Source organism: Paenibacillus oleatilyticus, from assembly GCF_018998565.1.
Lineage (GTDB): Bacteria > Bacillota > Bacilli > Paenibacillales > NBRC-103111 > Paenibacillus_G > Paenibacillus_G oleatilyticus.
On the sequence record NZ_JAHNZO010000016.1, the window covers coordinates 116,900 to 141,629 of the forward strand.

General features: G+C 54.4%; 27 protein-coding genes, 3 riboswitches and 1 other annotated feature. Of the genes, 7 read left to right on the top strand and 20 right to left on the bottom strand.

Translation table 11 applies throughout. From position 1 onward, the window contains the following. The first annotated feature begins 2 nt into the window (after positions 1 to 2). Entirely contained in the window at positions 3 to 1,142 is a 1,140-nt protein-coding gene (locus tag KQX66_RS20790; RefSeq protein WP_216794720.1) for a glycoside hydrolase family 18 protein, read from the top strand. Between the two features lie 236 nt (positions 1,143 to 1,378). On the opposite strand, the gene KQX66_RS20795 is transcribed toward KQX66_RS20790, so the two are convergent. The 4 genes from KQX66_RS20795 to KQX66_RS20810 form a co-directional block, all read right to left on the bottom strand. Beyond that, complete coding sequence (locus tag KQX66_RS20795; RefSeq protein WP_216794721.1) at positions 1,379 to 2,041, bottom strand: hypothetical protein; 663 nt, start codon at positions 2,039 to 2,041, stop codon at positions 1,379 to 1,381. A gap of 132 nt (positions 2,042 to 2,173) precedes the next feature. Continuing rightward, complete coding sequence (locus tag KQX66_RS20800) at positions 2,174 to 2,968, bottom strand: hypothetical protein (RefSeq protein WP_216794722.1); 795 nt, start codon at positions 2,966 to 2,968, stop codon at positions 2,174 to 2,176. 163 nt (positions 2,969 to 3,131) lie between these two features. Continuing rightward, positions 3,132 to 3,989, bottom strand: coding sequence for an amidohydrolase family protein (locus KQX66_RS20805; RefSeq protein ID WP_216794723.1), 858 nt, complete (start codon positions 3,987 to 3,989; stop codon positions 3,132 to 3,134). A 63-nt stretch (positions 3,990 to 4,052) separates the two neighbouring features. Beyond that, the gene (locus KQX66_RS20810) at positions 4,053 to 5,018 is read right to left on the bottom strand and encodes a Gfo/Idh/MocA family protein (RefSeq protein ID WP_216794724.1); all 966 of its coding nucleotides are present in this window, start codon (positions 5,016 to 5,018) and stop codon (positions 4,053 to 4,055) included. Positions 5,019 to 5,237: 219 nt separating this feature from the next. Between KQX66_RS20810 and KQX66_RS20815 the strand changes: the two genes are divergently transcribed. After that, on the top strand, positions 5,238 to 6,005 hold the full coding sequence (locus KQX66_RS20815; protein WP_216794725.1) for a hypothetical protein: 768 nt from the start codon (positions 5,238 to 5,240) through the stop codon (positions 6,003 to 6,005). Positions 6,006 to 6,066: 61 nt separating this feature from the next. Here the strand turns inward: KQX66_RS20815 and KQX66_RS20820 are convergent, their stop codons facing one another. The 10 genes from KQX66_RS20820 to KQX66_RS20865 all read right to left on the bottom strand — a co-directional run bounded on the left by KQX66_RS20820 (position 6,067) and on the right by KQX66_RS20865 (position 15,017). After that, positions 6,067 to 6,819, bottom strand: coding sequence for an ABC transporter permease (locus KQX66_RS20820; RefSeq protein ID WP_216794726.1), 753 nt, complete (start codon positions 6,817 to 6,819; stop codon positions 6,067 to 6,069). Beyond that, positions 6,801 to 7,583, bottom strand: a complete 783-nt coding sequence (locus KQX66_RS20825) for an ABC transporter ATP-binding protein (RefSeq protein WP_216794727.1) — start codon at positions 7,581 to 7,583, stop codon at positions 6,801 to 6,803. Before KQX66_RS20825 ends, KQX66_RS20820 begins: the two co-directional genes overlap by 19 nt. Positions 7,584 to 7,610: 27 nt before the next feature. Next, positions 7,611 to 8,498, bottom strand: a complete 888-nt coding sequence (locus KQX66_RS20830) for a cation diffusion facilitator family transporter (RefSeq protein WP_216794776.1) — start codon at positions 8,496 to 8,498, stop codon at positions 7,611 to 7,613. 186 nt (positions 8,499 to 8,684) lie between these two features. After that, the gene (locus KQX66_RS20835) at positions 8,685 to 9,062 is read right to left on the bottom strand and encodes a (2Fe-2S) ferredoxin domain-containing protein (protein ID WP_216794728.1); all 378 of its coding nucleotides are present in this window, start codon (positions 9,060 to 9,062) and stop codon (positions 8,685 to 8,687) included. Between the two features lie 179 nt (positions 9,063 to 9,241). Next, a riboswitch (cobalamin riboswitch) is annotated at positions 9,242 to 9,442 on the bottom strand. A gap of 71 nt (positions 9,443 to 9,513) precedes the next feature. Continuing rightward, entirely contained in the window at positions 9,514 to 9,663 is a 150-nt protein-coding gene (rpmG, locus tag KQX66_RS20840; RefSeq protein ID WP_010491717.1) for a 50S ribosomal protein L33, read from the bottom strand. A 33-nt stretch (positions 9,664 to 9,696) separates the two neighbouring features. Next, a complete protein-coding gene (locus tag KQX66_RS20845) occupies positions 9,697 to 10,920 on the bottom strand; it encodes a GTP-binding protein (protein ID WP_216794777.1) in 1,224 nt (407 codons plus the stop codon). Between the two features lie 205 nt (positions 10,921 to 11,125). Further along, positions 11,126 to 12,079: a ferrochelatase gene (locus tag KQX66_RS20850; RefSeq protein ID WP_216794729.1), complete on the bottom strand. Its 954-nt coding sequence runs from the start codon at positions 12,077 to 12,079 to the stop codon at positions 11,126 to 11,128. Beyond that, positions 12,076 to 13,128: an ABC transporter substrate-binding protein gene (locus tag KQX66_RS20855; protein ID WP_216794730.1), complete on the bottom strand. Its 1,053-nt coding sequence runs from the start codon at positions 13,126 to 13,128 to the stop codon at positions 12,076 to 12,078. Before KQX66_RS20855 ends, KQX66_RS20850 begins: the two co-directional genes overlap by 4 nt. A gap of 42 nt (positions 13,129 to 13,170) precedes the next feature. Then, the gene (locus KQX66_RS20860) at positions 13,171 to 13,971 is read right to left on the bottom strand and encodes an ABC transporter ATP-binding protein (RefSeq protein ID WP_216794731.1); all 801 of its coding nucleotides are present in this window, start codon (positions 13,969 to 13,971) and stop codon (positions 13,171 to 13,173) included. Then, positions 13,968 to 15,017 carry a FecCD family ABC transporter permease gene (locus KQX66_RS20865; protein ID WP_216794732.1) on the bottom strand — a complete coding sequence of 350 codons (1,050 nt, stop codon included), beginning with the start codon at positions 15,015 to 15,017 and terminating at the stop codon, positions 13,968 to 13,970. The genes KQX66_RS20860 and KQX66_RS20865 overlap by 4 nt, the downstream gene beginning before the upstream one ends. Before the next feature lie 225 nt (positions 15,018 to 15,242). Here KQX66_RS20865 and KQX66_RS20870 point away from each other — a divergent pair, with 225 nt between their 5' ends. The 5 genes from KQX66_RS20870 to KQX66_RS20890 all read left to right on the top strand — a co-directional run bounded on the left by KQX66_RS20870 (position 15,243) and on the right by KQX66_RS20890 (position 18,555). Further along, positions 15,243 to 15,590: a hypothetical protein gene (locus tag KQX66_RS20870; protein ID WP_216794733.1), complete on the top strand. Its 348-nt coding sequence runs from the start codon at positions 15,243 to 15,245 to the stop codon at positions 15,588 to 15,590. A gap of 125 nt (positions 15,591 to 15,715) precedes the next feature. Then, positions 15,716 to 15,852, top strand: a riboswitch (cyclic di-AMP (ydaO/yuaA leader). Positions 15,853 to 15,858: 6 nt separating this feature from the next. After that, complete coding sequence (locus KQX66_RS20875; RefSeq protein WP_216794734.1) at positions 15,859 to 16,599, top strand: CAP domain-containing protein; 741 nt, start codon at positions 15,859 to 15,861, stop codon at positions 16,597 to 16,599. Between the two features lie 146 nt (positions 16,600 to 16,745). Continuing rightward, positions 16,746 to 16,828, top strand: a riboswitch (cyclic di-GMP riboswitch). Between the two features lie 67 nt (positions 16,829 to 16,895). Further along, positions 16,896 to 17,072, top strand: coding sequence for a hypothetical protein (locus KQX66_RS20880; protein ID WP_216794735.1), 177 nt, complete (start codon positions 16,896 to 16,898; stop codon positions 17,070 to 17,072). A gap of 321 nt (positions 17,073 to 17,393) precedes the next feature. Then, positions 17,394 to 17,597: a helix-turn-helix domain-containing protein gene (locus KQX66_RS20885; protein WP_216794736.1), complete on the top strand. Its 204-nt coding sequence runs from the start codon at positions 17,394 to 17,396 to the stop codon at positions 17,595 to 17,597. A gap of 100 nt (positions 17,598 to 17,697) precedes the next feature. Then, the gene (locus KQX66_RS20890; protein ID WP_216794737.1) at positions 17,698 to 18,555 is read left to right on the top strand and encodes an NAD-dependent epimerase/dehydratase family protein; all 858 of its coding nucleotides are present in this window, start codon (positions 17,698 to 17,700) and stop codon (positions 18,553 to 18,555) included. Between the two features lie 45 nt (positions 18,556 to 18,600). Here KQX66_RS20890 and KQX66_RS20895 read toward each other — a convergent pair whose 3' ends face one another. From KQX66_RS20895 to KQX66_RS20920, 6 genes are all read right to left on the bottom strand, one after another. Continuing rightward, complete coding sequence (locus KQX66_RS20895; RefSeq protein WP_216794738.1) at positions 18,601 to 18,993, bottom strand: DoxX family protein; 393 nt, start codon at positions 18,991 to 18,993, stop codon at positions 18,601 to 18,603. 42 nt (positions 18,994 to 19,035) lie between these two features. Then, a complete protein-coding gene (locus KQX66_RS20900; protein ID WP_216794739.1) occupies positions 19,036 to 19,518 on the bottom strand; it encodes an SRPBCC family protein in 483 nt (160 codons plus the stop codon). Positions 19,519 to 19,604: 86 nt separating this feature from the next. Further along, the gene (locus tag KQX66_RS20905; protein WP_216794740.1) at positions 19,605 to 19,907 is read right to left on the bottom strand and encodes an ArsR/SmtB family transcription factor; all 303 of its coding nucleotides are present in this window, start codon (positions 19,905 to 19,907) and stop codon (positions 19,605 to 19,607) included. Between the two features lie 364 nt (positions 19,908 to 20,271). Further along, positions 20,272 to 22,152 (bottom strand): molecular chaperone HtpG, encoded by a 1,881-nt coding sequence (htpG, locus tag KQX66_RS20910; protein ID WP_216794741.1) that lies wholly within the window; start codon positions 22,150 to 22,152, stop codon positions 20,272 to 20,274. A gap of 164 nt (positions 22,153 to 22,316) precedes the next feature. Continuing rightward, on the bottom strand, positions 22,317 to 22,802 hold the full coding sequence (locus tag KQX66_RS20915; RefSeq protein ID WP_216794742.1) for a YbaK/EbsC family protein: 486 nt from the start codon (positions 22,800 to 22,802) through the stop codon (positions 22,317 to 22,319). Positions 22,803 to 22,840: 38 nt separating this feature from the next. Beyond that, positions 22,841 to 24,379, bottom strand: coding sequence for a 2-isopropylmalate synthase (locus tag KQX66_RS20920; RefSeq protein WP_216794743.1), 1,539 nt, complete (start codon positions 24,377 to 24,379; stop codon positions 22,841 to 22,843). Between the two features lie 96 nt (positions 24,380 to 24,475). Further along, positions 24,476 to 24,705: a binding site (T-box leader), on the bottom strand. Positions 24,706 to 24,730 lie beyond the last annotated feature (25 nt).

A 24,730-nucleotide genomic window follows, 5' to 3' on the forward strand; every position in this document is an offset into this window, starting at 1 on the left:
ACATGAAAATCAGCATCTACACCAAGCTCTTTATCGTCCTGCTGATCGCAGGAATGGGGGTATATTTCTACGTCCAGCAGCAAACAAGCGATCGTAAAATCACTTCGGTCTATATCGTTCCGAGCGGCAGCGGCATCGATCGGATCAACCTGTCGAATCCGCGTGTCGATATCGCCTTTATCGCTTTTGCGAAAATCGATAAAAACCGGCTTTATTTCCATACGGACCCTGCCGCCGATGCCGAAATCAAAGACAACATCAAGACGCTCCGGGCGAATAACCGCCAAACGAATCTTGTGCTGGGCGTAGGCGGCTATGGGGCCGACGGCTTCTCGGACGCAAGTCTGGCGGAGAACCGCGGGCAATTTACGGACAATATTGTCGCTATGGTGAAAGAACTGGACTTGGACGGCATCGACATCGACTGGGAGTACCCGGCTTCCAATGCATGGAATACCCAAAAATCCCGGCCCGAGGATACGCAAAACTTCACTTCTCTCATGAAGGAGCTTCGGGAGAAGCTGAACCGGCTGCCGCATAAGAAACAAAAAAAATATTTGCTGACCTTCGCTTCGGGGACCCAGGACTGGTATTTCCGGAACGTCGAAGTCAAGAAGGTCGAGAAATATGTCGATTTCATCAATGTGATGAGCTATGACCTAACTGGACGCTGGTCGCAAACAACGGGCTATAACTCCAATCTGTACGCCGATGCGGGGAGCAAAACGGTGCATAGCGTCGATGCCGTCATCTCGATGTATCTGGAGCATGGGATCGACCCGCAGAAGCTGCTGATGGGCATTCCGGCTTATTCCTACGGCTGGGAAGAGGTCAAGAGCGAAGGCGACGGATTATTTGCGGAGGGCAAGCCGATCGACATCGACAAGGTGGACCTGAGCTATAAAACGATTGAAGCAAAGTACATCGGCAAAAACGGCTTCAAGCGTTACTACGACGATCACGCCAAGGCCGCTTACCTGTACGACGGCAAGACGTTCATTTCGTACGAGGACAAGGAAGCTTTGAAGGCCAAGATTGCTTACATTCAGCAAAAGGATTTGGCCGGAGCGATGGTATGGGAATATTCCCAGGATGCGGAGCGCGGATTGGTCAAGTTTCTTTCGGAGCAGCTGCAAATGTAGAGGAGATCGGCAAGCGGAGCTTGTTGAGAAAGTAGTCTAAGCAAAAATAGAGAAACATACGGAGGTGGGGCATCCACTGGTGAAGCGATAGCGGTCGCCTTTGTCTTCGGGAAATGTCCGCTAGTAAGCGGCTTCCAATCAAATTTCCCGAAGACAAGAGTGGTCGGAAGTGGACACCCCACCCCTTCGTTACCTCTATAATCTCGTTTGACCACTTTCTCAACACTCTGACCGATTTATTCGGAGTAATCTTTTTGAAAAAACAGCAAAAGCAAATAAACCCAGAAAAAGAAAATGCAAAACATGATTAGAGAGTATACGTTGCTATACCCGTACACTGCGGTAAGTACACCGCTGGGTAAAAGCACGCCGATCCCGATTAAACTGCCGAGAATGCTTCGATTGACCTCAGTCCATTGTTCCTCCCGCAGCTTATGGTAAGAGATGAAGGTAAAGCCCCAATTTTTCTTCTTCACCATCCGTGCAATACCAAGTGCGGTTAGGAACGTAACTAGTTGGAGCATGAACGTTTGGATCGTAGTCATATCGCTGTAATCATTCATTACGTAACCAAATCCATAGGTAATAACTATCGCAAGCAGGCCTTGGAGTAGCAGATACAGCCCGTAAGCGAAAAATAGCATAATCGACGCGTAAAACCAACGAATTCGGTAAACAAATTTCAAAAATATGTACATGGCTATCAATTGAAACAATACATCCACCGTTGCAAGCAATAAAACCTTCCGTGTCAATAAAGACCAGGCGGCAAGACCAATGCCTAAACCGGCAACAGCCCAAAGATGATACGATTCCCTATATCGGAACAGGACGAATATCAATACAAATATAGCAACCGTCTCTAATGTGGAAAGCGCTATGGAAATGGCAAATTCCATGTACTCTCCTCCCCGCTATCCTTTATGTCTTTGATCTTCGTGTGCAAAATAGCTGCAGATCACTCCTCTCCTTCCGACGGAGGTCGGGATTTGCGAGGGCCCGCTGGCACCATTCCAACCTCTCTCCATTCTTTAAGACGGATTTCCGCTCCAAATGTTACGCAGAATTTGCAAATCTTCGAGCGCCGCTTCATATAATGCTTCCCGGTCTTCATTCACGCGGACTCCCTCGGTGAATTCCAGCGTAAACGAGCCGCAGAAACCCATGCTTCTCATCAAGGCCAGCCTGTCTTTAACAAGCTCCCGCCGTCGGCTTAACCGGATGAACCGGTTGTCCCCGTCACGAAGCTGCACATGTGCATGAGTAATCGCGGACCCCAGCTTTTTGAACCAATCTTCGAGTTCTCCCAAGCAGTAGAACGGATGCACGATTGCCTCGAACGGCCCGTCCCCTAACCGGCGCAGCATTTCCGCGGCGGCATCGGGATGCTCTGCGACCGTCCCCGGGTGACACTCGCACAATATTCGGCAGTCTGACGGCAGCAGCTCCGCCCAGCGCTTGACGTTGGCGATGTAAACCGGAAGCTGGGCCGGATCGGCACCGAGATTGAATTTCACCGCGGGCGCGCGCAGCCGTTTCACCAGAGCCGCAGCCGCCTCACGCTTCCTCTCCGCCTCATCGCCATCTTCGAATCCGATATACGAATTGACGATCGCTACGTGACCTGAAGCCTCCAGCGCCGCCTGCTCCCGTTCGTCTGCTAGAAGCGCATGATTTTCCCACAGCTCCATGCCGTCGAAGCCGTCCCCGCGAAACCGTTCCTGCCAATCGCTAACCGCATAGGACGGCATGCGCTCCGCCGCCCATCGGTTCCGTTCCAGCAAAACCGTGCCGATATACAGCTTGTTCTCGTAAGACTGTGCCATCCAAGCAGTCCCTCCCGCATCAAAATATCTTCAAGGAAGCATAGCCCACTCCGAAGCTTTCGTCAAGAACGCTATCCCCCGCTGCCGGGGAAATAGCCAACCGTTTGCAAAAAAAGAGACCGCGCCATAGGACGCGTGTCTCTTCTATACTATACCTGCGTTTTTACGATTCGCTTAATAACAAATGCTCCAGCTTATAGAATCGAAGGGCATTCCCGCCAAAGACGGCTTCCCGCTCCCATTCCCCGAACCCGTCGGGAAGTGCGCTGTCCAGCAGCTCCACAACCTGATCGTAGCCTGCCGCCAGCAGGCAGACGGGCCAATCGCTGCCGAACATGACCCGGTCCGTGCCAAAAACGGACACCACATGCTGCACATACCGGACAATCTGCTCCGGCTTCCAATTCCGGTGGTCGGCCTCCGTGACCATTCCCGACAGTTTGCAGTACAGCCGCGGGTTGGACGCTGCAGCCTCCGCCAATTGAGCGCTCCAAGGCTCCCATTCGCCTGCGGCGATTTGCGGCTTCGCGATATGGTCGATCACCGCCCGCAGGTTCGGCGTCTGTTCCAGCAGCTTGAGCACCGCCGGCAGTTGGTGCGATTTCAGCAGCAGTTCCACCGGAAAGTCTTCCTCGGCAAAAAACTGCATTGCCTCGACGATGTGCGGCCGGAGCATGTCTTCCGCCCGCTCCATCTCTTGAATCATGGTCCGAAAGCCGACGAACGCCGGATTCCGCTTCAAATTCCGGTACTGCTCCCGGTAATCCGGGCGCTCCAGATCGATCCATCCGACAACCCCTGCAATGCGTTCGGATCGCCCAGCCAGCTCCAGCATATAGTCCGTGTCCGACAGCGTAGGCGCCGCTTGAACGACAATTGTCCGGTCGATCCGGTTCGCTGCCAGATGAGCCTCCAAATCACGCGGCTCGTAATCCCGGTATAACACGCCCATCTCCGGCGTAATCCAGCCATAATCTCCTCGTTCCAGCTTCCAGTAATGCTGATGCGCATCGATTCTCACCTTAGTTCCCCCTTATGCATGCCGTCATCTTCTGAAGAGAAAATGCTCATTTTCGTTCCTATTTTATATGTCGTGCAGCTGAATATCCAGAGCCCGGCCTTCGCGGCTCGATTCGGCCGCATAATACACCAGCCCTTGTGTCCGAAGGTAATCGCGCCCGCTTGATTCGCTTTCCCGGCCTTCGCGCAGCGCATCCAGGAACTCGGTGAGCGTATCCGTTGCCACAATGTCGCTGTAATCGTCGAAGCGAGTGACGACGCCGTCCTTGAACACAAGCAGCTCCTTATTTTTCACCTCGATGACGCCCGTCGTCCCTTCGATTCGCCAATTCCCGCCCCATTCGGTTGGTTCGCCCCGGGACGTAATCGAGCCGGTATAGCTTACCGCGATCCCTTCCTCCATCTCCAGAAACGCATACAGGTTGATGTTCGCCGGCTCCTCGCTCCAGCTGCCGACCGGATTGAAATTACGAGCAAAAATCCGGACGCCCTCCTTCCCGGTCAAATAGCGCATCAGATCAAAATGGTGTACCGCGATATCGTCCAGTAGACTGACGGTATAATTTCGCTGCGTATGGTGGTAGCGGTAAAACTGAACGTCGATGGTCGACACCGCGCCGATCGTTCCGGCGTCGAGCAACGCTTTCAGCTTCCGCATGTACGGGAAGCGGCGGTAGTTTTCCGCGATCATGAACGGAATCCGCTCTCTCACGGACCGTTCCACGATCTGAAGCGATTCGCTGTAATCAAAAGCGATGGGCTTCTCGCACAGTACCGGCAGCCCGAGATCGAACACCCGGTTGTTGATGGCGGTATGCACATGGGGCGGCGTTACATTGACGAAAATATCCGGCTTCTCCGCTGCAAGCGCTTCCTCCAGCGAAGTATAAAAAGGCGTATCGTCCGCACCTAGCTTCTCCTTCATCGCAGGATTGGGCTCGACGACCGCCACTTCCATCCCCTCGTGCTGCCTTAGCTTTTTGTACATGCCGAACCCGGCGACTCCCAAACCCGCCAACAGCGCTTTCATAGGCTGACGAACCTCCGCTTCTGAGATTATTCGCGAAACATCCGCTAAATTGATTCCCATTCTAACGCAACGTTTTTTAAATGTATAGATCAAGATCCGACAAAAATCCGCGTAATAATGAACAAGGGGTTGACCGGCTTTCCTGTTCCCTTGCAGATGCTGTATACTCAAGTTGGAACGACAAACGCGGCAGTATAAACGAAATGGAGAGAAGATCAGGTGCAACTATTCCTTATCGAGCCTGCGGCTTATACCGCTTTTAGCGACGAGGCGGCACTCATTGAGCAATGCAAAGAATGGAATTTGCTTTCGGAGAAGGCGTCCAAAGCCAAAACCTTTTTTTACAAGAGAAACGGGCAAATACTGGCCTGCCGGTTGATCGGCTATGTTGATAAAATGACGGCTGTCATCGAATTGGAAGACAAGCGGCTGCACTGCATCCACCCGTCCTACCTGAAGGAGATGCAGGCTTCAACTTACGGGCAAAAGTCTGCCGTCGGTGCAGAGGATGCGGCGGAACCGGAGAGCACCGTTCCAGCGGCTGCGGCAACCGAAACATCATTAGAGCCTCCTGCGAAGGAAACCCCGGAGCTTGAAGCCCCCGAGGCCAAGAAGCCTCAGGCCGAAGAGCCAGAGAGCGCTGAACAGCCGACAAAGGGGAAGGCCAAGAAAGCGAAAACGCCGAAGCTGCAGCTTCCGGAAGAAAAAGTTAAAATGACCGCCACGGTAAAACAATTTACAACCGTACCGAACAATTTCTCCGACAGTGACGATGAAGTAATTATTTACGAGGCGGTTTCCATCGCCGAGCCGGCGACCGAAATCGGTGAAGCCTGGTCCAGCAACAGCGCCACGATGAAGAAGCTGGAACTTGAAATCGGCGACACGATTACCTTTGAGGCAAAGATCATCGCCAAGAAGCTTACGCGGCATCCCGTACCGTACAAAATCAACAATCCGTCCAAAATTCAAAAACAAGAATCGTGACAAGTCCAAATACCCTTCATCTCCGCGTTACGAGCGGATTTGAAGGGTATTTTGGCGCATCCTAACCGCCCGGCCGCAAGCGGCCGTCGCGGGTAAACCACAGCTTGTAGCTGATCAGCCCGAGCAGCATTCCCGTAATCGCTGCCGAGGAGGAAAGCACGAACATGATCAAAATCTGATACCGCACCGCTTCGACCGGATTGGCTCCCGCCACGATCATCCCGGTCATCATGCCCGGAAGCTGAACGAGACCGACCGTCTTCATTCCGTCGATCGTCGGGATCATGCTGGACTTGATCGAGCGCTTGAGCGACTGCTGAATCGCCTGGCGCAGCGTCGCGCCGAGCGCCAGCAAGGCTTCAATCTCGCCGCGGGAAGATTCCAGCTCCCGCTTCATCTGGTTCAGCAGCAAGGCCGAGACGATCATCGCGCTGCCGATCGTAATGCCGCTGATCGGAATAATGTACTGCGGCGTCGGCTGAATAATACCGAGACCGAGCAGCAGCGTCATCGTGATCGCTTCCGTGGCCGTAATCGCGACGGCGATGCGCAGCCGGATGCCGGCGATGCCTTTGGCACGCTGCCCGGCGTTCCATGAAGCGACCGCGATCATCACACCGACGATCAGCACTATGAACACGGGATTGTCCGTATGGAAGACGAACTGGAGTACATACCCAACGAGCAGCAGCTGTACCGCAGATCGGATGGTGCCGATCGCTATGTCTTTCTCCAAGCCGAGCTTCTGCCAGACGGAGACGAGCATGGTCACGACGACGAACACCAGCGTGCTGATTAACGCCAGATTGGACATTCTGCCTCCTCCTTCCCGGAGGGAGGCGCAGCGGATAACGCTGCCGCGAACCGGCGGCCGTGCTCCGTATCCGGAGCATGAAAGAAGTCCTGCGTCTCCCGGTTCTCCAGCAACGTCCCCTCGGCCATAAACCACACGCGCCGGCTGACGCTGCGCGCCTGTTCCAGATCGTGCGTCACCCACAGCTGCGCGGTGCCTTCCCGCTCGTTCCATTCCCGCAGCAGCCGCTCGGCTGCCGTCCGGCTGTGCGGGTCCAAGGATGCGGTAACTTCGTCAAGCAGCAGAACGTCCGGCCGAAGCAGGAGCGAGCGGACCAGGGCGAGCCGCTGCTTTTCGCCACCGGACAGCTCGCCTGCCGGCTTGCTCCAAGCCATCCCGCCGAGGCCGAGCGCTTCCATGCAGCGGGCGGCGAGCAGACGATCGAACGGGCGGCGGTGCAAGCGGCTGACCGTGCTGAGATTGTCTTCGACCGTTCCCGGCAGCATGACGGCCTGCTGAGCGACGTAAGCCACTTTCGTTCGCCACTCCTGCGGCTTCCATGCGGAAGTAGGCTTGCCGCCCAGCCGCAGCTCTCCTTCATCTGCGGCGTCCAGCCATGCGAGGATGCGCAGCAGCGTGCTTTTGCCCTGCCCGGAAGCGCCGAGCAGCGCGACCACGCCGCCTTCCTCCAGCTCGGCCGTTATGCCGCTGAATAACGCAGCGCTTCCTTCACCGCCCTGCTGCCGGTATTTCGCAAGCTTTTCCATCGATAATACCGATGCCAATCGCGAGCGCCCCCTTTTGAAAAAAGCTTATTCGTACCATGGATTCAAATGGATAAGCACCTCATCGACATCGGCATGCCGCTCCATAATCGCCCGCTTGATTTGCCGGGAAATATCGTGCCCTTCCTGAACCGTAAGCTCTCCCGGAATGCTGACCCGCAGATCCACCAAAATATAATGCCCGTGCTCTCTTGCCCGAAGCCGGTCGATACGCTTCACCTGCGGAATTGCTTGGATGAGAGCCGCATATTCGCCCAGCTTCTCCGGCTTCACCGCTTTTTCCATCAGCACGTCGAACGCTTCCTGCCCCATCGAGTAAGCCAGCTTCAGCACGAGAATCGAAACGATAATCCCGGCGAGCGGGTCGCCGTAGGCCAAGTACGGAATGCTCCAAGCCTCGCCGAGCATCGCAAGCGCGATACCTACGACGGCCGCAAGCGACGCGTACACATCGGCCAGATGGTCGTAAGCCGTGGCGATCAGCCCTTTGCTGTTCGTCTGTCTGCCGATGCGGATCGTATACATATACAAGGCCTGCTTCCAGGCCAACGAAACCAGGGCCGCGGACAGCGCCAGTACGCTGGCTTCCGCCGGCTCCTCGAACAGCGCGGCTGCGGCATGATAGCCGATGAACAAGGCGGCGATCGCCAGCACGATAGCCACGAAAGCGGAGCCGAGCACCTCGGCTTTGCCGTGTCCGTACGGATGGTCCTCGTCCGCGGGACGTTTGGAAATCCTCATCGAGCTTAGTGCCGCGGCCGTCGCAATAACGTCGCCGGCATTGTGCACGCCGTCCGCAAGCAGCACCTGGCTGCCGGATAAAAAGCCGACGGCCAGCTTGAGCAGCGTCAGCACGATATTGCTGATCAGGCTGATCCACACCGCTGCAATGGAAGCATTGTTCCCTTTACCCATCATTTATGACCCCCGCCAGAACTTTTTCCCATAGGAAACAAAAAACCCCCGGCCGCCCGGCCAAGGGTTGGAAAAGCTTTTTTATGACGAAAATCAGTCCTACGCAAAATCATAACCATCACCACGCTCAAAAAAATAACATTCGACCATTATAGCACGGAATGCGGAAGGTTGCAAAGTCGCTGCTCATCGGCCGTCCGAAGGCTGCGGTTTCGGCGTTCCTTCCGCCCCGCGGGTCATCCCGACGAAGCCTTCCTGATACGTATAGAGGACCTGCTCCCGCATCGGTCGTCCGCCGAGCAAATGCTCCTTCACCAGCTCCCGGCCCAGCTCGGGGGTCATTTCTTTGTACCAGACGCCCTCCGGATAGACGATGACGATACAACCGTCTTCGCACCGTCCGTTGCACCGCGTTCTTGTCGTGTGCACGACCGCGTCCGCCTGCTGCCGGGCAATCTCCTCCCGGATCGCCTTGGTTACTTCCTCGCCTTGCTGCCTCATACAGCTTCCGCCGTTGCAGATCAGCACGTGGTGGCGCGTACCGGATAAATTCCATGTAGTCATGATTCCCGCCTCCTCCTTTTCGAAAAAAAAGAAAAGGAGCATTCCAACCCTGTCGGTTAGAAATACTCCCTTCAGACCCGTATCTGCATCCCCGAATGCTCTGTCCGTAAGACAGCAGCTCCGCGCATCGGCATATCCGTTCTTCGTATCCTAACACCCCCTATGCTCCGTAGGGGCCAGCCGTGTTATCGGATCAGGCAGGTATCCTGGCTTAGGACATCTCGCTCGGCGCCTTCCCAAAGACGTGTCTTCAGTGGCGTGCTGCCGAGCGATAGCTTGAATCAAGCGCCCTTCACAGTGGCGGGACCGCGACGGATTTGCACCGTCTTCCCTTTTAAGCTTCGGACGAGGTCCGAAGCACCTAATTCCCGGTATTCAGTTGTTATGAACCTAACGATACCCGAGGGGAGGAGGCATTGTCAATATGTTCCTGCCGCGCAGCTGCTACGTCCTACCGCGTTTCCCGGTGCAGAGTAACCTTCTTGAGCCGGGGGCAGTATTTGCGAAGCTCGAGCCGTCCCGGGTGAGTTTTCTTGTTCTTGGTGGTCGTATAATTCCGGTCGCCGCATTCCGTGCAGGCTAATGTAACGATGACGCGCATAAGGGACACCTCCTTTCGAGCCTATTCAACCATTTATTGCAGCAACGACGCTTCCAACTGCTCCGTCGATACGTTCGGCAGCCTGTCGGACAGCAAGCTCCAGTCTCCAGCCATTTCCTCATCCGTGAGCAGGCACGCGTCCAGCTCGGCCGTGATCCGCCGCCTGTCCGGGGCGATCCCGATCAGGACCAGCTTCGTCGTCCGGTCCCCGAAGACGGGGTCCCAATGCTGCGCCAGCTCCGGCTCCTCGGCCAGTATGGCCTGACGCTCCGCTTCCGGGAGCGCGGCCACCCAGTAGCCGGCCGGGCCGAATTGTATCGATGGGCCGGCTTGGCTCAAGCTTTGCGCAAGCGCGTTGCGGCTCGCCAGCCACACCGTCCCCTTCGCGCGGACGATCTCCTCCGGCCAGTCCGACATCCATGCCGTAAGCCGTTCGGGATGGAACGGACGGCGGCGCTCATACACGAACGAGGAGATGCCGTACTCTTCCGTCTCCGGCGTATGATGGTCGTTCATCAGCTCCTGCATCCAGCCGGCCGAGGTGCTTGCAGCCTCGAAATCGAACAAGCCGGTGTTCAGAATCTCCTCCGGGTTCACCTCTCCCCGCTCGGTGCGCAGCAGCTTGGCCCGCGGCTGAAGCTTTTTCAGCACGCCCTCCAGTTCGTTAAGCTCTTCCTCTTCGACAAGATCGCATTTATTCAAGATAAGCACGTCGCAGAACTCGATCTGGCTGATCAGCAGGTCGACCACATCGCGCGTATCGTCCGCGCCTACGGCCTGCTGCCTCTCCAGCAGCGATTCGCCGGAGGAATAGTCGTGCCAGAACCGGTAGGCGTCTACCACCGTGACCATACAGTCCAACCGGCACCACCGGGACAGATCGATGCCGTGCTCTTCGTCGATATAGGTGAACGTCTGCGCCACCGGCACCGGCTCGCCCACCCCGGTCGATTCGATCAGGATGTAATCGAACCGGCCTTCGAGCGCCAGCCGCTCCACCTCGCGCAGCAGGTCTTCCCGCAGCGTACAGCAGATGCAGCCGTTGGACATTTCTACAAGCTTTTCCTCCGTGCGGGACAGTCCGCCTCCGTCTTGAATCAGCGCCGCATCGACGTTCACTTCGCTAAGATCGTTGACGATGACCGCCACCTTCAAGCCATGTCGGTGATTCAGCACATAATTTAAAATGGTCGTCTTCCCGGCGCCCAAATAACCGCTCAGCACCGTTACCGGTATTTTCGTTGTATTGTGTTCCATCATCAGCAAACCTTTCTTAAACGTAATTATTACTAATAAAACTCATTGTACTGAGACGCCCATCGTTTGTCAACGAACAAATTTCAGTCCGCAGTAGGTACCCGCCTTGCCTTTGTCGGAGGGACTGACGTTCATCGTTTTTATACAAAAAAGACCCGCACCCGGCATCAACGATAGCCGGAAGCAGGTCCTCGCTTTATTCATCTTAAATTCCAAGTACGCTCGCCGTGCCGTACGCATCGTCCTTGCACCTGATGCGGCGGGCCGCGTAACGGCTCAGCATATCCATAAACTCGTACGCATCGTTTAGAAACTCCGTGCGCACGAACTCCATCCCGGACTTCGTGGCCGACTCCCAACAGTCAATGCCCGCGTCGTACAGCACCTCCACATTCTCGGTCAGCGACATCAGCTCGCATACGACGACGGCTTTGCGTCCAGCCGCGGCTTCCGCCTCGATGACCTCCCGCACATCCGGGCCCAGCCAAACCTGCGGCGCCGATCCCCCGCTGCGGTACGCCAGCCTCCACGGATAGCCACCCGCCGTCCGGGCGACGCTTGCCGCCAAAGCTTCAAACTCCGCGCAGAACCGCTCGTTCGCTTGCGGCAGCCCCGGCTGGCTGTGTGCGGTGAAGAGCACGACGAAATCGCTCCGCCCTTCCGCGGACAACCAGTCTACCGCCGAGCGAAGACGACATCCCAACAGGTCGACGAACCGCGGCTCGGCCCACCAGCCCTCGATATCGACAACCGGGAGATCCACGCCGATTCGCTGAAGCGTGTCCCTGACCTGCTTACGGTACGCTCCCGTGCCGGACCGCGTATACAGCGGCGTTACCGGAAGCGTCGCCACGCGACGCACGCCGTCGCGGATCATTTGCTCCACCGCCTTGGGGACGAAAGGCGGCGTATGCTTGCAGCCGACGTAGACTCTAACTTCGTCCAAAAGCAGCGCTCCGATCCTTCGCTCCAGCGCTTCCGCCTGTCTTAGCGTGACGGAGGCGAGCGGATCGCAGGTGCCGAGCTGCCGGTAGCGCCAGATCGCATCCCGCAGCCGCTCTTCGCCTGGAGGCTGCCCGTGGAAAATATGCGTATAGAACGGCTCAATCTCGTCGACGGACCGGACCAGCCCGTACACCGGCAGCAGTATCCCGATCATGCTCCGGCCTCCTTTTTCACGCCGGAAGCCGACTCCAGTACATCCGCAATCTCTTCGATCGAATCAACGACGGCCGGATTGGCGTTCACAAGCTGCTTCGCCGCCATGACCCGAACCCGGCCTTCTTTCACCGCCTTCAGAGTACTCCAGCCCGGATTCCCGGTCAGCTCCCGAAACGCCTGCTCCTTCTTCCCTTCCCAATCTGAAAGCAGGATGCAATCCGGGTCCGCCTGAATAATCTGTTCAATCGTCGCTTTCGTCGTGCGAGGCAGCCCCATCGTTTCGGCAGCAGGCACACCGCCTGCCAGCCGCACCAGATCGCTGGATATATTGTCCGGTCCCATCATATACGGCCCCGTATTCGGACCTACCGGCGAAAGCACGAGCACCGTCGGTTTGGAGACCGCTTTACGTCCCTCAACTTTGTTCCGGACAGCCTCCAGCTTGCCCTTCATCCGGTCCGTCACGGCCTTGGCTTTCTCCTCTTCGCCGAGCGCCCGCCCGATCAGGTTCAGTTGGTCCATGATTTGCCGAACCGTACTCCATTCCTTAAAGGTCATCACGGGAATGCCCGCCTGCTTCAAAATCGGATCGGCATCCTTTTCCCCATCATGAATCGTCGTCATCAGCACCAGATCGGGCTTGTAGGACAGCACCTGCTCCGGATCGAGCTTCGTCGCGCCCGTTATTTTGGTGCCGATCAGCTTGCCTTGTTCGGCATGAACGGACAACTGCTCGTTGTCCAAGCTGCGGGGCGCAACGACGAAGCGGGAAGGATCGGCCAGCTCCAGCGCCATCTCGGCCGTATCCAGCGACAGTGCGGCGATGCGCTCGGGCTTGGCCGGAACGACCACTTCGTGCTTGCCGCCTGTCACCATCGTTCTCGGATAGGCTCCGGCCGGAGCCTTCCCCTCCTGCCCGTCAATCGGTCCGGCAGGCGCCGCTTGGGAACCGCATGCCGTCGCGAGCAGCAGCAGTGCGATCGTTCCTCCGAGCCGCCAGGGCTTGAAACCCGAGCTTTTATTTTTCATTTGCTTCCGATGCAGCATGGCTCTCACCTTTTCCATTTTTTTCTATGTAGTTAATAAGCCTTAATAAGCCGCCTGCATCCGGACTTCGTCCAAGGCGGTCACCGCAGGTTTGCCGGTCCGTTCGTCACGGCGGACTGAGGCTTCCACCCCGTAAGCCTGCCGGAGCCGTTCGGATGTCATGACGCACTCCGGCGCCCCGGAAGCCAGCACATGTCCGTGCCGAAGCAGGATCAGCTCGTCGCAAAACCGCGCCGCCAAATTCAAATCGTGCAAAGCGGCAACGACGAGCAGCCCGGCATTCGTTCTTTCCTGCAGCAGCTTCATGACGCGCAGCTGGTGCCGGATATCCAGCGCCGAAATCGGTTCGTCGAGCAGCAAAATCCGCGGCTGCTGGGCTAGCGCCTTGGCGATGAACACCATCTGCCGCTGTCCGCCGGATAACTCCGTCACCCTCCGGTCCGCAAGCGAGTCAATCCCGGTTGTGCACATCGCCTCACGCACTGCTTCACGGTCTGCCGCAGAGGCGGAAGCAAACCGCACCCGGTGGGCATAACGCCCCAGCATCACGATCTCTTCCGCCGTAAAATCAAGCTCGGCGCTCAAATCCTGCGGCACATATGCGATATGGCGGGCGACCGCTTTAGGCTTCATCCGGTGCAAGCAGGCCCCGTCCAACAGCACTTCTCCGGCGGCGGGCCGCCGTAATCCGCCCATGGCGCGAAGCAGCGTCGATTTGCCACTGCCGTTCGGACCGATCAAGCCGATGAAGCGTCCGGGCCTCATCTCCAAATTGACGTCATGCAGGATCGTCTTCGATTCGGCTCGCTGCCACAGCTGCCGTACCGCAATAACCGTACTCATGCCACCGCCCCTTTTCCGGATTTCAATACCATGCCCAAAAACAACGGAGCCCCTATCAAAGCGCAAACGACACCGACCTGCAGCGTCACCGGCTGGAGAACCATCCGGGATATCAAGTCCGCCACAACTAAAAATGTAGCTCCTCCAAGCGCGCTGGCCGGCAGCAGCACCCGGTGATCCGGTCCGGCCCATAAGCGGATCATATGCGGAACGACCAAGCCGACGAACCCGATGATCCCGCTTATCGCAACAGCCGAGCCGGTCATGAGCGAAGCGAGGCCCAGAATAAGATAACGCACCGCGCGTACCTTCATGCCGCTGCTTTGGGCATGCTCGTCGCCAAGCAGCAGCAAGTTCAAATCCCGGGCGAAGGCGCAAAGCAGCACGCAAGAGACAAGAATCGGCACGGCAATCAACTGCACGTGTCCCCAAGTCCGGGCTTCCAGCCCGCCTTGAAGCCAGAAAATAATGCTCCGCAGCTCCTGCTCGTTCCGCGAGCTGGCGACCAGAATGTTGATAACGGCGGACAGCAAAGCGTTCAGGCCGATCCCAAGCAGCAGAAGCGTCGTCACCGTAGAACGGCTGCTCCACCGCCAGACCGCAAGAATGACGCACACGGCAAGCAGCGCTCCGGTAAAAGCGGCAGCGGGCAGCAGCCATACTCCCAGCTGTGTCAAGCCGAAATACAAAGCGCACACGGCCCCGGCAGCGGCTCCGCTGGATACGCCGACGTAGCCCGGCTCAACGAGCGGATTGCGAAATAATCCTTGCATCGAAGCGCCCGAGATGCCGAGCGCCGCACCCACAAGCGCGCCGACCAGCACGCGCGGCAGACGTACCTGCTCTATCACCAGCCGCTCGCGTTCACCCACCGTGCCATCCACCGGAAAAGCCAATTTTTCCAGCAGCAGGGCAAACGTTTGTTTAAACGGAACGGACACGGGTCCGAAACCGGCGGCCATGACGATACTGGTTAGAAGAAGCGCGAAAAGCAGTCCAAAAACAAAGAACGGGGAGGAAAACAAAAGATGCCGACGCTTAAACAACAGGAATCCTCCTTATGATTTCGATATTACGCCCGCTTACCGAGATGTTCGGCGGTGGGCAGCAAAAGAATATTTGTCTATGTACAAATATTTTTCCTTAATGCAAAATTTATTCTATAAGGAAATTTTCTTTTAGTCAATAAAATTTGTTATTTCAGGGAAACATTCAAGAGAGCCCGATGGCTCTTCACTTGTTTTTCGACTATGAAGGAGGTCCTTCGATATATGTCCGCTCTTCTCGGCTTTACGTGTCTTTTCGTCGGTCTGATTATCGTCAATGCCGTTTACTCTTATCAAAGCAAGCACATCGATCCCGCCTTCGGATCAACGTTTCTTTTTCAATTGAAGATGCTTCCCTTGTTTCTTCCGGCGAATCTGTTGATCGGGTACGGCGTCCGCTGGGTGCAGCAAAGCTTCGGTCAACTGACAACGGCTCTCGTGTCGGCCAAAATCGTCGAGCTTCTGGTATGTTTGATTATGGGATATATGTTTATGCAGGAGATGCCTACGTGGAAAACGTGGGTCGGACTTCTCATTATCATTGGCGGGTTTATCCTGATGAAGTGGAAGTAAGCGATGCTAAGGCTGGAATACTTTGTGGGGTGAAATCTAGCGATCCTCGTGATAGACTGTAAGGGCCCTTGAGAGACCGGGCAGGCCAGAGACTTTCGGCTTAACCGGTTGTGTCGAGCGGACAACTACATTCAAGGCCGAAGCTTCTTTGGAAGCGCGGGGGAACCCATCTTTTGGGGTGAAGCCATAAGCTCTATGGCCGGGTGATTGCTCTTTGACCCGAACCCGTCAGCTAACCTCGCAGGCCGGTAAAAGGAGAGGATCTTTTTTGAAACGCATGAAAAAAGCTGCTTTGGTGAGTGTTTTGGCTCTTACTTCGGTGTTCGGAGCTGGTATGGCATCTGCTTCGGCTGCACCATGCGTCGTTACCGATAACGATACGTTGTCGACGATTTCCCAAAAATACGGCATTGATCTTTCCTCGCTGCTGAATTCGAACCCGCAGCTGTCCAACCCGAATGTGATTTGGAAAGGAATGATCATCAACATTCCGGGATTCGGCAACGGATGGAATCAGCCGACGACTCCGGTGAAACCGCAGCCGGTTCCTGCTAAGCCGCAACCGACGACTCCAGCGAAGCCTCAGCCGACGACTCCGGCACAACAACCGGATTCGGGTTCCCAGCAAGGGACGAATCAATCTGCTTTTGCCAGCCAAGTGGTGAACCTTGTGAACCAAGAGCGCGCGAAAGCCGGGCTTCAGCCGCTTACTTCCGACAGCGCCTTGACAGGTATGGCCTTGGACAAAGCAAAAGACATGTATAACAACGGTTACTTCGATCATACATCCCCGACGTACGGGTCTCCATTCGATATGATGAGATCTTACGGCATTCGTTATTCGTATGCGGGTGAAAATATCGCAAAAGGCCAGCGTTCCCCGCAAGAGGTAATGAATGCGTGGATGAACAGCCAAGGCCACCGTGAAAATATTTTGAGCCCGAACTTTACGAAAATCGGCGTTGCTTACTACAACGGCGTATGGGTTCAAGAATTTATCGCGAACTAATAGCCTATTTATACCGACATCGGATCGGTCCCCTTTCTGGGGATCGATTTTTGATTTATTTTCGAAAAAACGGGCATTTCTAAAATTTTTTTTAGAAAATTCCGTATGAAACGATACAGACATATTCCATTGTTTACTGGTATCATGAAGTACAGGTAAGCAATGAATTCGAATCTGTATTTGGGCACTTGGATTCGAAGGAGCTAGTAGTGCAACCGGACCATCTTTCTTAGCCATCGCTAGGAAAGGTGGTTTTTGTTTTTTAATCATTTTTTTCTAACTAGGGGGTATCCTAAATGAAGCAACCGATAGATTGTCAACTTCTCATCGAACAGTTAGAGATCCCGCTGGAAAAATTCGAAGCGTGGAAAAAAGAACAGCTTAAACATATGAACACTGAACCCCATGAAATTGCCATGAACGGGACGGCCGATTATTTTGAAGCTTCGCTGCGTCCGTCCTCCGAAATTTGACTGAGGTTATTCAACCACCAAGGCGCCGAAAGCTGAGCATTTTCCCCTTGATAAGCAGCACTTTCCCCATCAGCCAGGATCGCCGTTTCCCAAGGAAGGGGGCAATCCCGGTTCTCCACATCCCCGCATTCGTCGCTCCGGGAGATCTGTCCCATCTTGAGGCGTCTCCCGGCGAATCAGACTAGTCGGCGGTTATCCTTTCGCTTCGTGCAACACAGAACTATACTCCCCTTCTGCTCTTTAGCACGCTCGTGATTTTGTAAACATTTTATGCTAAGATTGAGAAAATTCACTTCAGCAGCCAATTTAAGGGGTACAACTATGCCTTTTTCCTATAAGCCATTATGGAAATTGCTTGTCGATCAAGAATTGACAAAAACCGAATTTCGGGAAAGCTTGGGCTTGTCCACCGCAACTCTTGCCAAATTAGGGAAAGACGAGTACGTCTCGCTGGAAATCATCGATAAGATTTGTACGCATTTCGGCGTCCAGCCGAACGATATCATGGAGCATAAAAAGGAATGATCATGCTTTCCGCGTCACAAAATTGCGCCCGTCTCTGTCTTGTATAATGAATCAAAATACAAGGCATATTTGAATTGCCGTTCAACGGGAGGCAATGTGTATGAAAATTTTAGTTGCCGGAGCAACCGGTGTCATCGGGCGCTTACTGCTGCCTATTCTGGTACGGGAAGGCCATGAAGTCATTGGCATGACGCGGAAAGAATCCGCGAAAAGCATCATTATGGAAATGGGGGCATTCCCCTTGGTTGCAGATGCTTTAGATCGGGAATCCGTGATCGCCGCACTTCGGGAAGTGCGTCCGGAAGTCGTGATCCATCAGCTCACTTCTTTAAGCAGTTACAACTTAGAGGACAATGCCCGAATCCGAACGATCGGAACCCGCAATCTGGTTGACGCCTCGCAAGCGGTCGGGGTGAGACGCATGATCGCGCAGAGCATATCGTGGACCTACGAACCGGGAAATCATCCTGCCAAGGAAGAGGAGTCTTTGGATTTGGAAGCGCCGCAGCCGAGAAAAAGGACCGTTGACGGAGTGCTGTCTCTGGAGCAGGCGGTCGCCGAAATGCCGGAATACGTCATTCTTCGATACGGTCTGCTCTACGGTCCCGGAACTTGGTACGACCGCAACGGGCTGATGACCGAGAAGGTGCGGCGCAAGGAACTGAAAGCGACGGAAGGAATAACTTCCTTTCTACATGTCGAAGATGCGGCATTGGCAGCGGCCGCTGCGCTGGAATGGCCGAACGGGCCGGTGAACATCGTGGACGACGAACCCGCTCCGGGAACGGAGTGGCTGCCCTTCTACGCCGCAGCAATTGGCGCGCCCGAGCCGGATATCCAGGAAGGCAGCAGCCGCGGCGAGCGCGGGGCAGCTAATGCCAAAGCGCGAACCGACTATGGCTGGAAGCCGCTTTATCCGACTTGGCGCGAAGGCTTCCCGGCAAGCTTGCAATCGTAAGCGAAAAAAGGGCCGACGGAATCCCGTCGGCCCTTTTCGCCTTTTCTATAACAATGAATGACTTTTCGTTGCTTTCCCTTGCAGCTTGCGGTGATGAAAAATATACGAGCCGGCAATGAGTCCGAAGCCGATGAAGAAAACAAGCCAGCCGCTGGCTGGGTCGCCTACGGCAATGCTCGAATACATCGCCCCTGCCAAATCAATCGTAAAACCTGCATAAGCCCATTCCTTCAATCTGGGAAAACCCGGAACCAGGAGCGCGATAACCCCTAATAATTTCGCCGTGCCGATAAACGGAAGGAGATAAGCGGGATAGCCCAGATGATCGAATAATGCCACAGCTTCGGGAACCGACAAAATATCCGGAATCGAACCGAAAGCCATCAATGCCGCCAGCAGCCCTGTAAAAATCCAGTAAACAGTTACGATCTTCTTCATACTCATCCCTCTTCCTTCATTTTGTGTTATTCTCATCCTCATTTACTTAAGCTTCGCCAACTGCTCTTCGAGACGGTTGAGTGTCGATTTTGCGGCTTCGATCGCGCCGTACTCCTTGACCACCCGCTCCAGCTCCGCTGCCGACTTGAAGAGCATTCTCATGGTCAATTCGGTAACGCCATCCCGCTCTACAAACGTAACGGTCACGTGAAAATCGTCTTCTCCGTCTCCGCCATGGGCGTATACGAGCCGTTCCGGGCTTGCCACTTCGATATAACGAATCTGGTTGTCATAATCGGTGCCGTCGGGACCGTGCATGATATAGCGCCATACACCGCCCGGTCGTACGTCGATTTCTTGAACCGTAATCGTAAACCCTTTCGGTCCCCACCATTGCGGCAAATGTACAGGGTCCGTCCATGTCTTGTACACCAGCTCGCGGGATGCCCGAAAGACTCGTTTAACCGTAAGCTCCCGGCCTTCGACGGACGTCACGGTGCTGCTTGTTGAATTGTTTTGTGTCATGATTTCATTCCTCCATATCATATTGTTGTTTACAGTTCCTTGGCAGGACGACTGCAGATCGCCACCGCTCACTCCCTTCCCTTCCTTTACAGCTCCTGCATGTAATGACCCAAGCGGTCGAGCTTCTCATCCCAGCTGTGGCGAAAAGATTCCAGCCACGCCCCCAGCTCCAGCAGCGGCTGGGGCCTAAGCTTGCAGATTCGCCGGTTGGCGATCGCCTGCACCTCGACAAGCCCTGCGGCGCTTAGCGCACGAAGATGCTTGGAAGCTTGCGGCTGACTGAGTCCAAGCCGATTCGCAATTTCCCCCACGGTCAAAGGGCCTTCCCGCAAGAGCTCAACCATGCGCAGCCGATTCGGCTCGGCAAGAGTACGAAAGGTCGAATTCATAATCTAAATATACCCAAAAAGGAATATTCTAATCAAGGAATATTTAAAAGAGTTTTTTAGCTACTCCCCCATCCATCAGGACGAACGACAAAAAACCGACCCTTACCAGGGTCGGCGAGAGTGTTGAGAAGCCCTAGAAGTAGAAAAATCTCAGAGAAATAGAGGTGGGGTATATCCCGTAAGAGTTTACGTCCGCCTTTGAAGCCCGTGAAAATACCGCTAATTCTAATCAAGTTCACGGGTTTCAAGAGCGGCAGGAGGGATATACCCCACTGCTTATGCAGAGAATTTTATACGCGAAGCGGGTTTCTCACCAAGCTCACCGCCCCCTTCCAGGGCCGGTTTTTATGTGCGTGAGCCTGTATTACACCATAATTTTACAAATATCATTCGTAAATTCGACCGGATCTTCAATCGGCAGCCCTTCGATCAACAGCGCTTGGTTGTACAAGAGTGCCGTATACAGGTTCAGCTTCTCTTTATCCTGCTCGTACGACGTCTGCAGCGATTGGAATACCTCGTGATGGATGTTGATTTCCAGCACCTTTTCCGCTTTGACACTCGGATTATTCGGCATGGCGTTCAATATTTTCTCCATCTCGATACTGACGTCACCCTCCGTAGTCAGACATACGGGGTGAGACTTCAACCGCTTCGAGGCTCTGACGCTGGTTACTTTGCCTTCCAGCAGACCTTTCATGTAGTCGAACAGCTCTTTGTGATCGTTTTTGTCGGCATCGTCGTTGTCCTTGTTGTCTTCCGCTTCAAAGCCCAGATCGCCGCTGGAGACGGACTTGAATTCTTTGTCCTTGTATTTCATCAGCATCTTGACGGCGAACTCGTCGATATCGTCGGTGAAGTACAAGATTTCGTAGCCCTTCTCGGCAACGAGCTCGGTCTGCGGGAGCTTCTCGATTCGTTCGTTCGACGGCCCGGAAGCATAGTAAATATATTTTTGCTCCTCCGTCATTCTCGATACGTATTCCTCCAGCGTGACCAGCTTCTTCTCCTTGGAGGAGTAGAACATAACCAGATCCTGCAGCACCTCTTTGTGGCTGCCGTAATCGCTGTATACCCCGAATTTCAGCTGTCTGCCGAACGATTTGTAGAACTGCTCGTACTTCTCTCTTTCATCCTTAAGCAGGCTCAGGAGCTGGCTTTTGATTTTGCTTTCGATATTTTTGGCGATTAGCTTCAATTGGCGGTCGTGCTGCAGCATTTCTCTGGAAATGTTGAGCGACAGGCTCTCCGAATCGACCATCCCTTTGACGAAGCTGAAATAGTCCGGCAGCAGATCGGAGCATTTGTTCATGATCAGCACGCCGTTGGAATACAGCTCCAGCCCCTTCTCGTATTCCTTCGTGTAGTAGTCGAAAGGAATATTTTCCGGGATAAACAGGATCGCCTGATAAACCACAGCCCCGTCGGCGCTGATATGAATATGCTTGATCGGCTTGTCGAAGCCGTAATGCTTCTCCGCGTAGAACTTCTCGTAATCCTCAGCCGTCAGCTCGCTTTTGTTTTTTCTCCAGATCGGGACCATGCTGTTGATGCGCTGCTCTTCCGTATAATCCTCAAATTCGTTGTCGCTGCCTTCCTTCAGGCGCTTGGAGGTAACGTCCATCTTAATCGGATAGCGGATGAAATCCGAATATTTCTTAATGATTCCCTTCAGACGATATACCTCCAAAAACTCCTCGTAGCTCTCGTCCTCGGTGTTTTCCTTGATCTTCAAAATAATTTCCGTGCCGACCGTTTCTTTATCGCATGGCTCGATTGTGTAGCCTTCTGCACCCGCCGATTCCCACTTGTACGCGCTGTCGCTGCCCAAGGCTTTGCTGATCACCGTTACCACGTCAGCAACCATAAAGGCCGAATAAAAGCCGACGCCGAATTGGCCGATGATATCGTGGCCGTCCTTGAGTTCGTTTTCCTTCTTGAATGCGAGCGAGCCGCTCTTGGCGATCACGCCGAGGTTCGTCTCCAACTCTTCCTTGGTCATCCCGATCCCGGTATCGAGGATCGTCAACGTTCTGCTGTCCTTGTCCGGAATCACTTTAATATAGTAGCTGTCTTTGTCGAAAACCAACGTATCGTCAGTTAACGCCTTGTAGTAAATCTTGTCGATGGCATCGCTGGCATTCGATATCAATTCGCGAAGAAAGATTTCTTTTTGCGTATAAATCGAATTGATCATCATTTCCAATAATCGCTTGGATTCGGCTTGAAACTGCTTCTTTTCCATTCGAATTCTCTCCTTTTTGGACAATAAAGGGTGACAATGGTTGTAAACGCCCACGTTGTTAGCACTCTCCATCTTCGAGTGCCATTCTTTATTTTTTATAACATTCCTCCTTTTTAATGTCAACCCAAAAGAAAAAACGCTTGGAAGCCCAAGCGTCTTGCGTTTTATTCCTTTTTGACGGACGTTACTTGCCCGTGCGTCATGGCGGCCAGCTCATCGGGCGTCAGCTCGAATACGGCTTTCGGATGTCCCGCCGCCGCCCATAAGGTCGGGTATAGAAACAGATCTTCGTCGATCATCGTCAGAATCGGCTCCGGATGTCCGATCGGCGCAACGCCCCCGATGACAAAGCCCGTATGCTCCCGCACGAAATCCGCATCGGCCTTGACAAGCTTATCGTCAATGCGACTGGAGATGAGCTTCTCATCCACCCGGTTCACTCCGCTCGCGACAACCAGAAGCGGCTTATTGGAAGGCTTGAGCCGGAAAATGATCGATTTTGCGATTTGCGCCACCTCACAGCCTATGGCGTCCGCCGCCTCCTGGGCGGTTCGCGCGCTGTCCGGCAGCTCCACAACCCGGTTCGGATATCCCCACTCCGTTAATTTATCCTGCACCCGCTGCGAGCTTTCCTTTAACTGACTGCTCAAAACGTTTCCCTCCGATAGGTCCGGTATTGTCGATCGGCCTATTTTTCATCTTTCACAAGATCCAGCAGGATGCCGTTTATCCCGTTCAGGAAAGCGTTCGCGCTGGCCTTGATAATGTCCGTGTCCATCGCCCGTCCGGAGTAGATTTTGCCTTGATGCTCAATACGGATGTTGACCCGGCCGACAGCCTCCTTGCCTCGGGACAAGCTGTTGATCTTATAATCCTTCAGCTCAATTTCCAGACCGACCAACGTTTTAATCGCGCTGTACAAGGCATCGATCGGACCGTCGCCCACGGCGCTGCCTTTCATCGACTCCGAGCCCTTGTTCAATTTGACAGCAGCCGTCGGGCACTGATCGTTGCTCACCACTTGGAATGACTCCAGCTCGTATAATTGCTTGCTGCTTTGCTCGACGGTCCGGTGATTCGTGACGAGATAGAATACGTCGTGATCGTACACTTCTTTCTTTGCATCGGCCAAGGTCAGGAACTTCGCGAACAGCTGCTCGAAATCTTCGGCATCGCTCGTATCGAAGCCCATTCTCTCGACGGTATTCTTGAAGGCATGCCGTCCGGAACGGGCGGTCAGGATCAGCTCCATGCTGTCCGCACCGACCTCTTCGGGCGACATGATCTCATATACCCGCTTGTCTTTCAACAGCCCGTCCTGATGAATACCCGAGGAATGCGCGAAGGCGTTCTCGCCGGTAATCGCTTTGTTGACCTGTACATCGAGCCCCGTCAAATGGCTGACCAGTCTGGAGGTTCGGTGCAGCTCCGTCGTATTGATATCGGTGTAGCCGTTGAAGTAGTTCTCCCTGACCTTAAGCCCCATCACGACTTCCTCCAGCGAAGCGTTGCCTGCCCGCTCGCCTAGGCCGTTGATGGTGCATTCGACCTTTTCCGCCCCGTTCTTGATCGCGCTCAGCGTATTGGCCGTTGCCAGACCAAGGTCGTTGTGACAGTGCACGCTAAGAATGACGCGGTCGTCCAAATTTTTGAGCCGTTCGTTGATTTTGCGGATCAGCTCGCCGAATTCCTCCGGAACGGCATAGCCTACCGTATCCGGCACGTTAATCATGGTCGCTCCCGCTTTCACGACGGCCTCGATCGTCTTCCACAAGTATTCGAAATCCGACCGCGATGCGTCTTCCGTGGAATACTGCACTTGCGGAAGCAGCGTCTTGGCATACTTGACCGCGTCAACGCCCATTTGCAGGACGGCATCTTTGGAGCGGTTGAACTTCTTCTCCACGTGGATGTTCGAGGTGCCGAGCACAATATGAATAAGCGGATTCTGCGCCAGCTTAATGCTTTCATAGACCGCGTCGATATCGCTTTTGACCGCCCGGGCCAAGGCCGTGATCGAGACGCTGTTGCCTACGCTGCGGGCAATTTCTTGGACCGCTTGAAAATCCCCTGCGGACGAGGCAGGGAAGCCTGCTTCGATAATATCTACATTAAGCCGTTTTAACTGCTGGGCAATCTCTATTTTTTGATGAAGATTCAATTTTGCGCCCGGAACTTGTTCGCCGTCGCGCAGCGTAGTATCGAACACCATAATTTTACGTTTCATCCTTATTCCTCCCAAAATCGCATTTCTTTATATTTATATGTGAAGCGGTGTTGATTAAACCCGGAATTTAACCAACAAAAAAACCCCGTCTCTACGTATAGAGACGAGGTTGAACCCGCGGTACCACTCTAATTCATTTCCTGAGAAATGAGCTCAATTCGATGGCCATCACCATCTATCCCTGTAACGGTGGAACTCCGGCTTACCCTACATGTCAGGCAGCTGTTCATAGACGAGTTCGAAATGAACGACGTTACCGTTTCGCACCAACCAACGGCTCTCTGAAAGGTCATTGCAATTCTACTATTTCTAATCCTCACATTTGAATATGGAATTATTGGCTATTATAGG

What these genes read in the sequence shown, in the direction of transcription:
- KQX66_RS20870 (WP_216794733.1), top strand. Translation starts at nt 15,243, where the DNA reads ATGTCCGCTCTTCTCGGCTTTACGTGTCTTTTCGTCGGTCTGATTATC.
- KQX66_RS20855 (WP_216794730.1), bottom strand. Translation starts at nt 13,128, where the DNA reads ATGCTGCATCGGAAGCAAATGAAAAATAAAAGCTCGGGTTTCAAGCCC.
- KQX66_RS20860 (WP_216794731.1), bottom strand. Translation starts at nt 13,971, where the DNA reads ATGAGTACGGTTATTGCGGTACGGCAGCTGTGGCAGCGAGCCGAATCG.
- KQX66_RS20885 (WP_216794736.1), top strand. Translation starts at nt 17,394, where the DNA reads ATGCCTTTTTCCTATAAGCCATTATGGAAATTGCTTGTCGATCAAGAA.
- KQX66_RS20820 (WP_216794726.1), bottom strand. Translation starts at nt 6,819, where the DNA reads ATGTCCAATCTGGCGTTAATCAGCACGCTGGTGTTCGTCGTCGTGACC.
- KQX66_RS20795 (WP_216794721.1), bottom strand. Translation starts at nt 2,041, where the DNA reads ATGGAATTTGCCATTTCCATAGCGCTTTCCACATTAGAGACGGTTGCT.
- KQX66_RS20810 (WP_216794724.1), bottom strand. Translation starts at nt 5,018, where the DNA reads ATGAAAGCGCTGTTGGCGGGTTTGGGAGTCGCCGGGTTCGGCATGTAC.
- KQX66_RS20800 (WP_216794722.1), bottom strand. Translation starts at nt 2,968, where the DNA reads ATGGCACAGTCTTACGAGAACAAGCTGTATATCGGCACGGTTTTGCTG.
- KQX66_RS20890 (WP_216794737.1), top strand. Translation starts at nt 17,698, where the DNA reads ATGAAAATTTTAGTTGCCGGAGCAACCGGTGTCATCGGGCGCTTACTG.
- KQX66_RS20880 (WP_216794735.1), top strand. Translation starts at nt 16,896, where the DNA reads ATGAAGCAACCGATAGATTGTCAACTTCTCATCGAACAGTTAGAGATC.
- KQX66_RS20830 (WP_216794776.1), bottom strand. Translation starts at nt 8,498, where the DNA reads ATGGGTAAAGGGAACAATGCTTCCATTGCAGCGGTGTGGATCAGCCTG.
- KQX66_RS20905 (WP_216794740.1), bottom strand. Translation starts at nt 19,907, where the DNA reads ATGAATTCGACCTTTCGTACTCTTGCCGAGCCGAATCGGCTGCGCATG.
- htpG (WP_216794741.1), bottom strand. Translation starts at nt 22,152, where the DNA reads ATGGAAAAGAAGCAGTTTCAAGCCGAATCCAAGCGATTATTGGAAATG.
- KQX66_RS20900 (WP_216794739.1), bottom strand. Translation starts at nt 19,518, where the DNA reads ATGACACAAAACAATTCAACAAGCAGCACCGTGACGTCCGTCGAAGGC.
- KQX66_RS20845 (WP_216794777.1), bottom strand. Translation starts at nt 10,920, where the DNA reads ATGGAACACAATACAACGAAAATACCGGTAACGGTGCTGAGCGGTTAT.
- KQX66_RS20850 (WP_216794729.1), bottom strand. Translation starts at nt 12,079, where the DNA reads ATGATCGGGATACTGCTGCCGGTGTACGGGCTGGTCCGGTCCGTCGAC.
- KQX66_RS20895 (WP_216794738.1), bottom strand. Translation starts at nt 18,993, where the DNA reads ATGAAGAAGATCGTAACTGTTTACTGGATTTTTACAGGGCTGCTGGCG.
- KQX66_RS20835 (WP_216794728.1), bottom strand. Translation starts at nt 9,062, where the DNA reads ATGACTACATGGAATTTATCCGGTACGCGCCACCACGTGCTGATCTGC.
- KQX66_RS20790 (WP_216794720.1), top strand. Translation starts at nt 3, where the DNA reads ATGAAAATCAGCATCTACACCAAGCTCTTTATCGTCCTGCTGATCGCA.
- rpmG (WP_010491717.1), bottom strand. Translation starts at nt 9,663, where the DNA reads ATGCGCGTCATCGTTACATTAGCCTGCACGGAATGCGGCGACCGGAAT.
- KQX66_RS20920 (WP_216794743.1), bottom strand. Translation starts at nt 24,379, where the DNA reads ATGAAACGTAAAATTATGGTGTTCGATACTACGCTGCGCGACGGCGAA.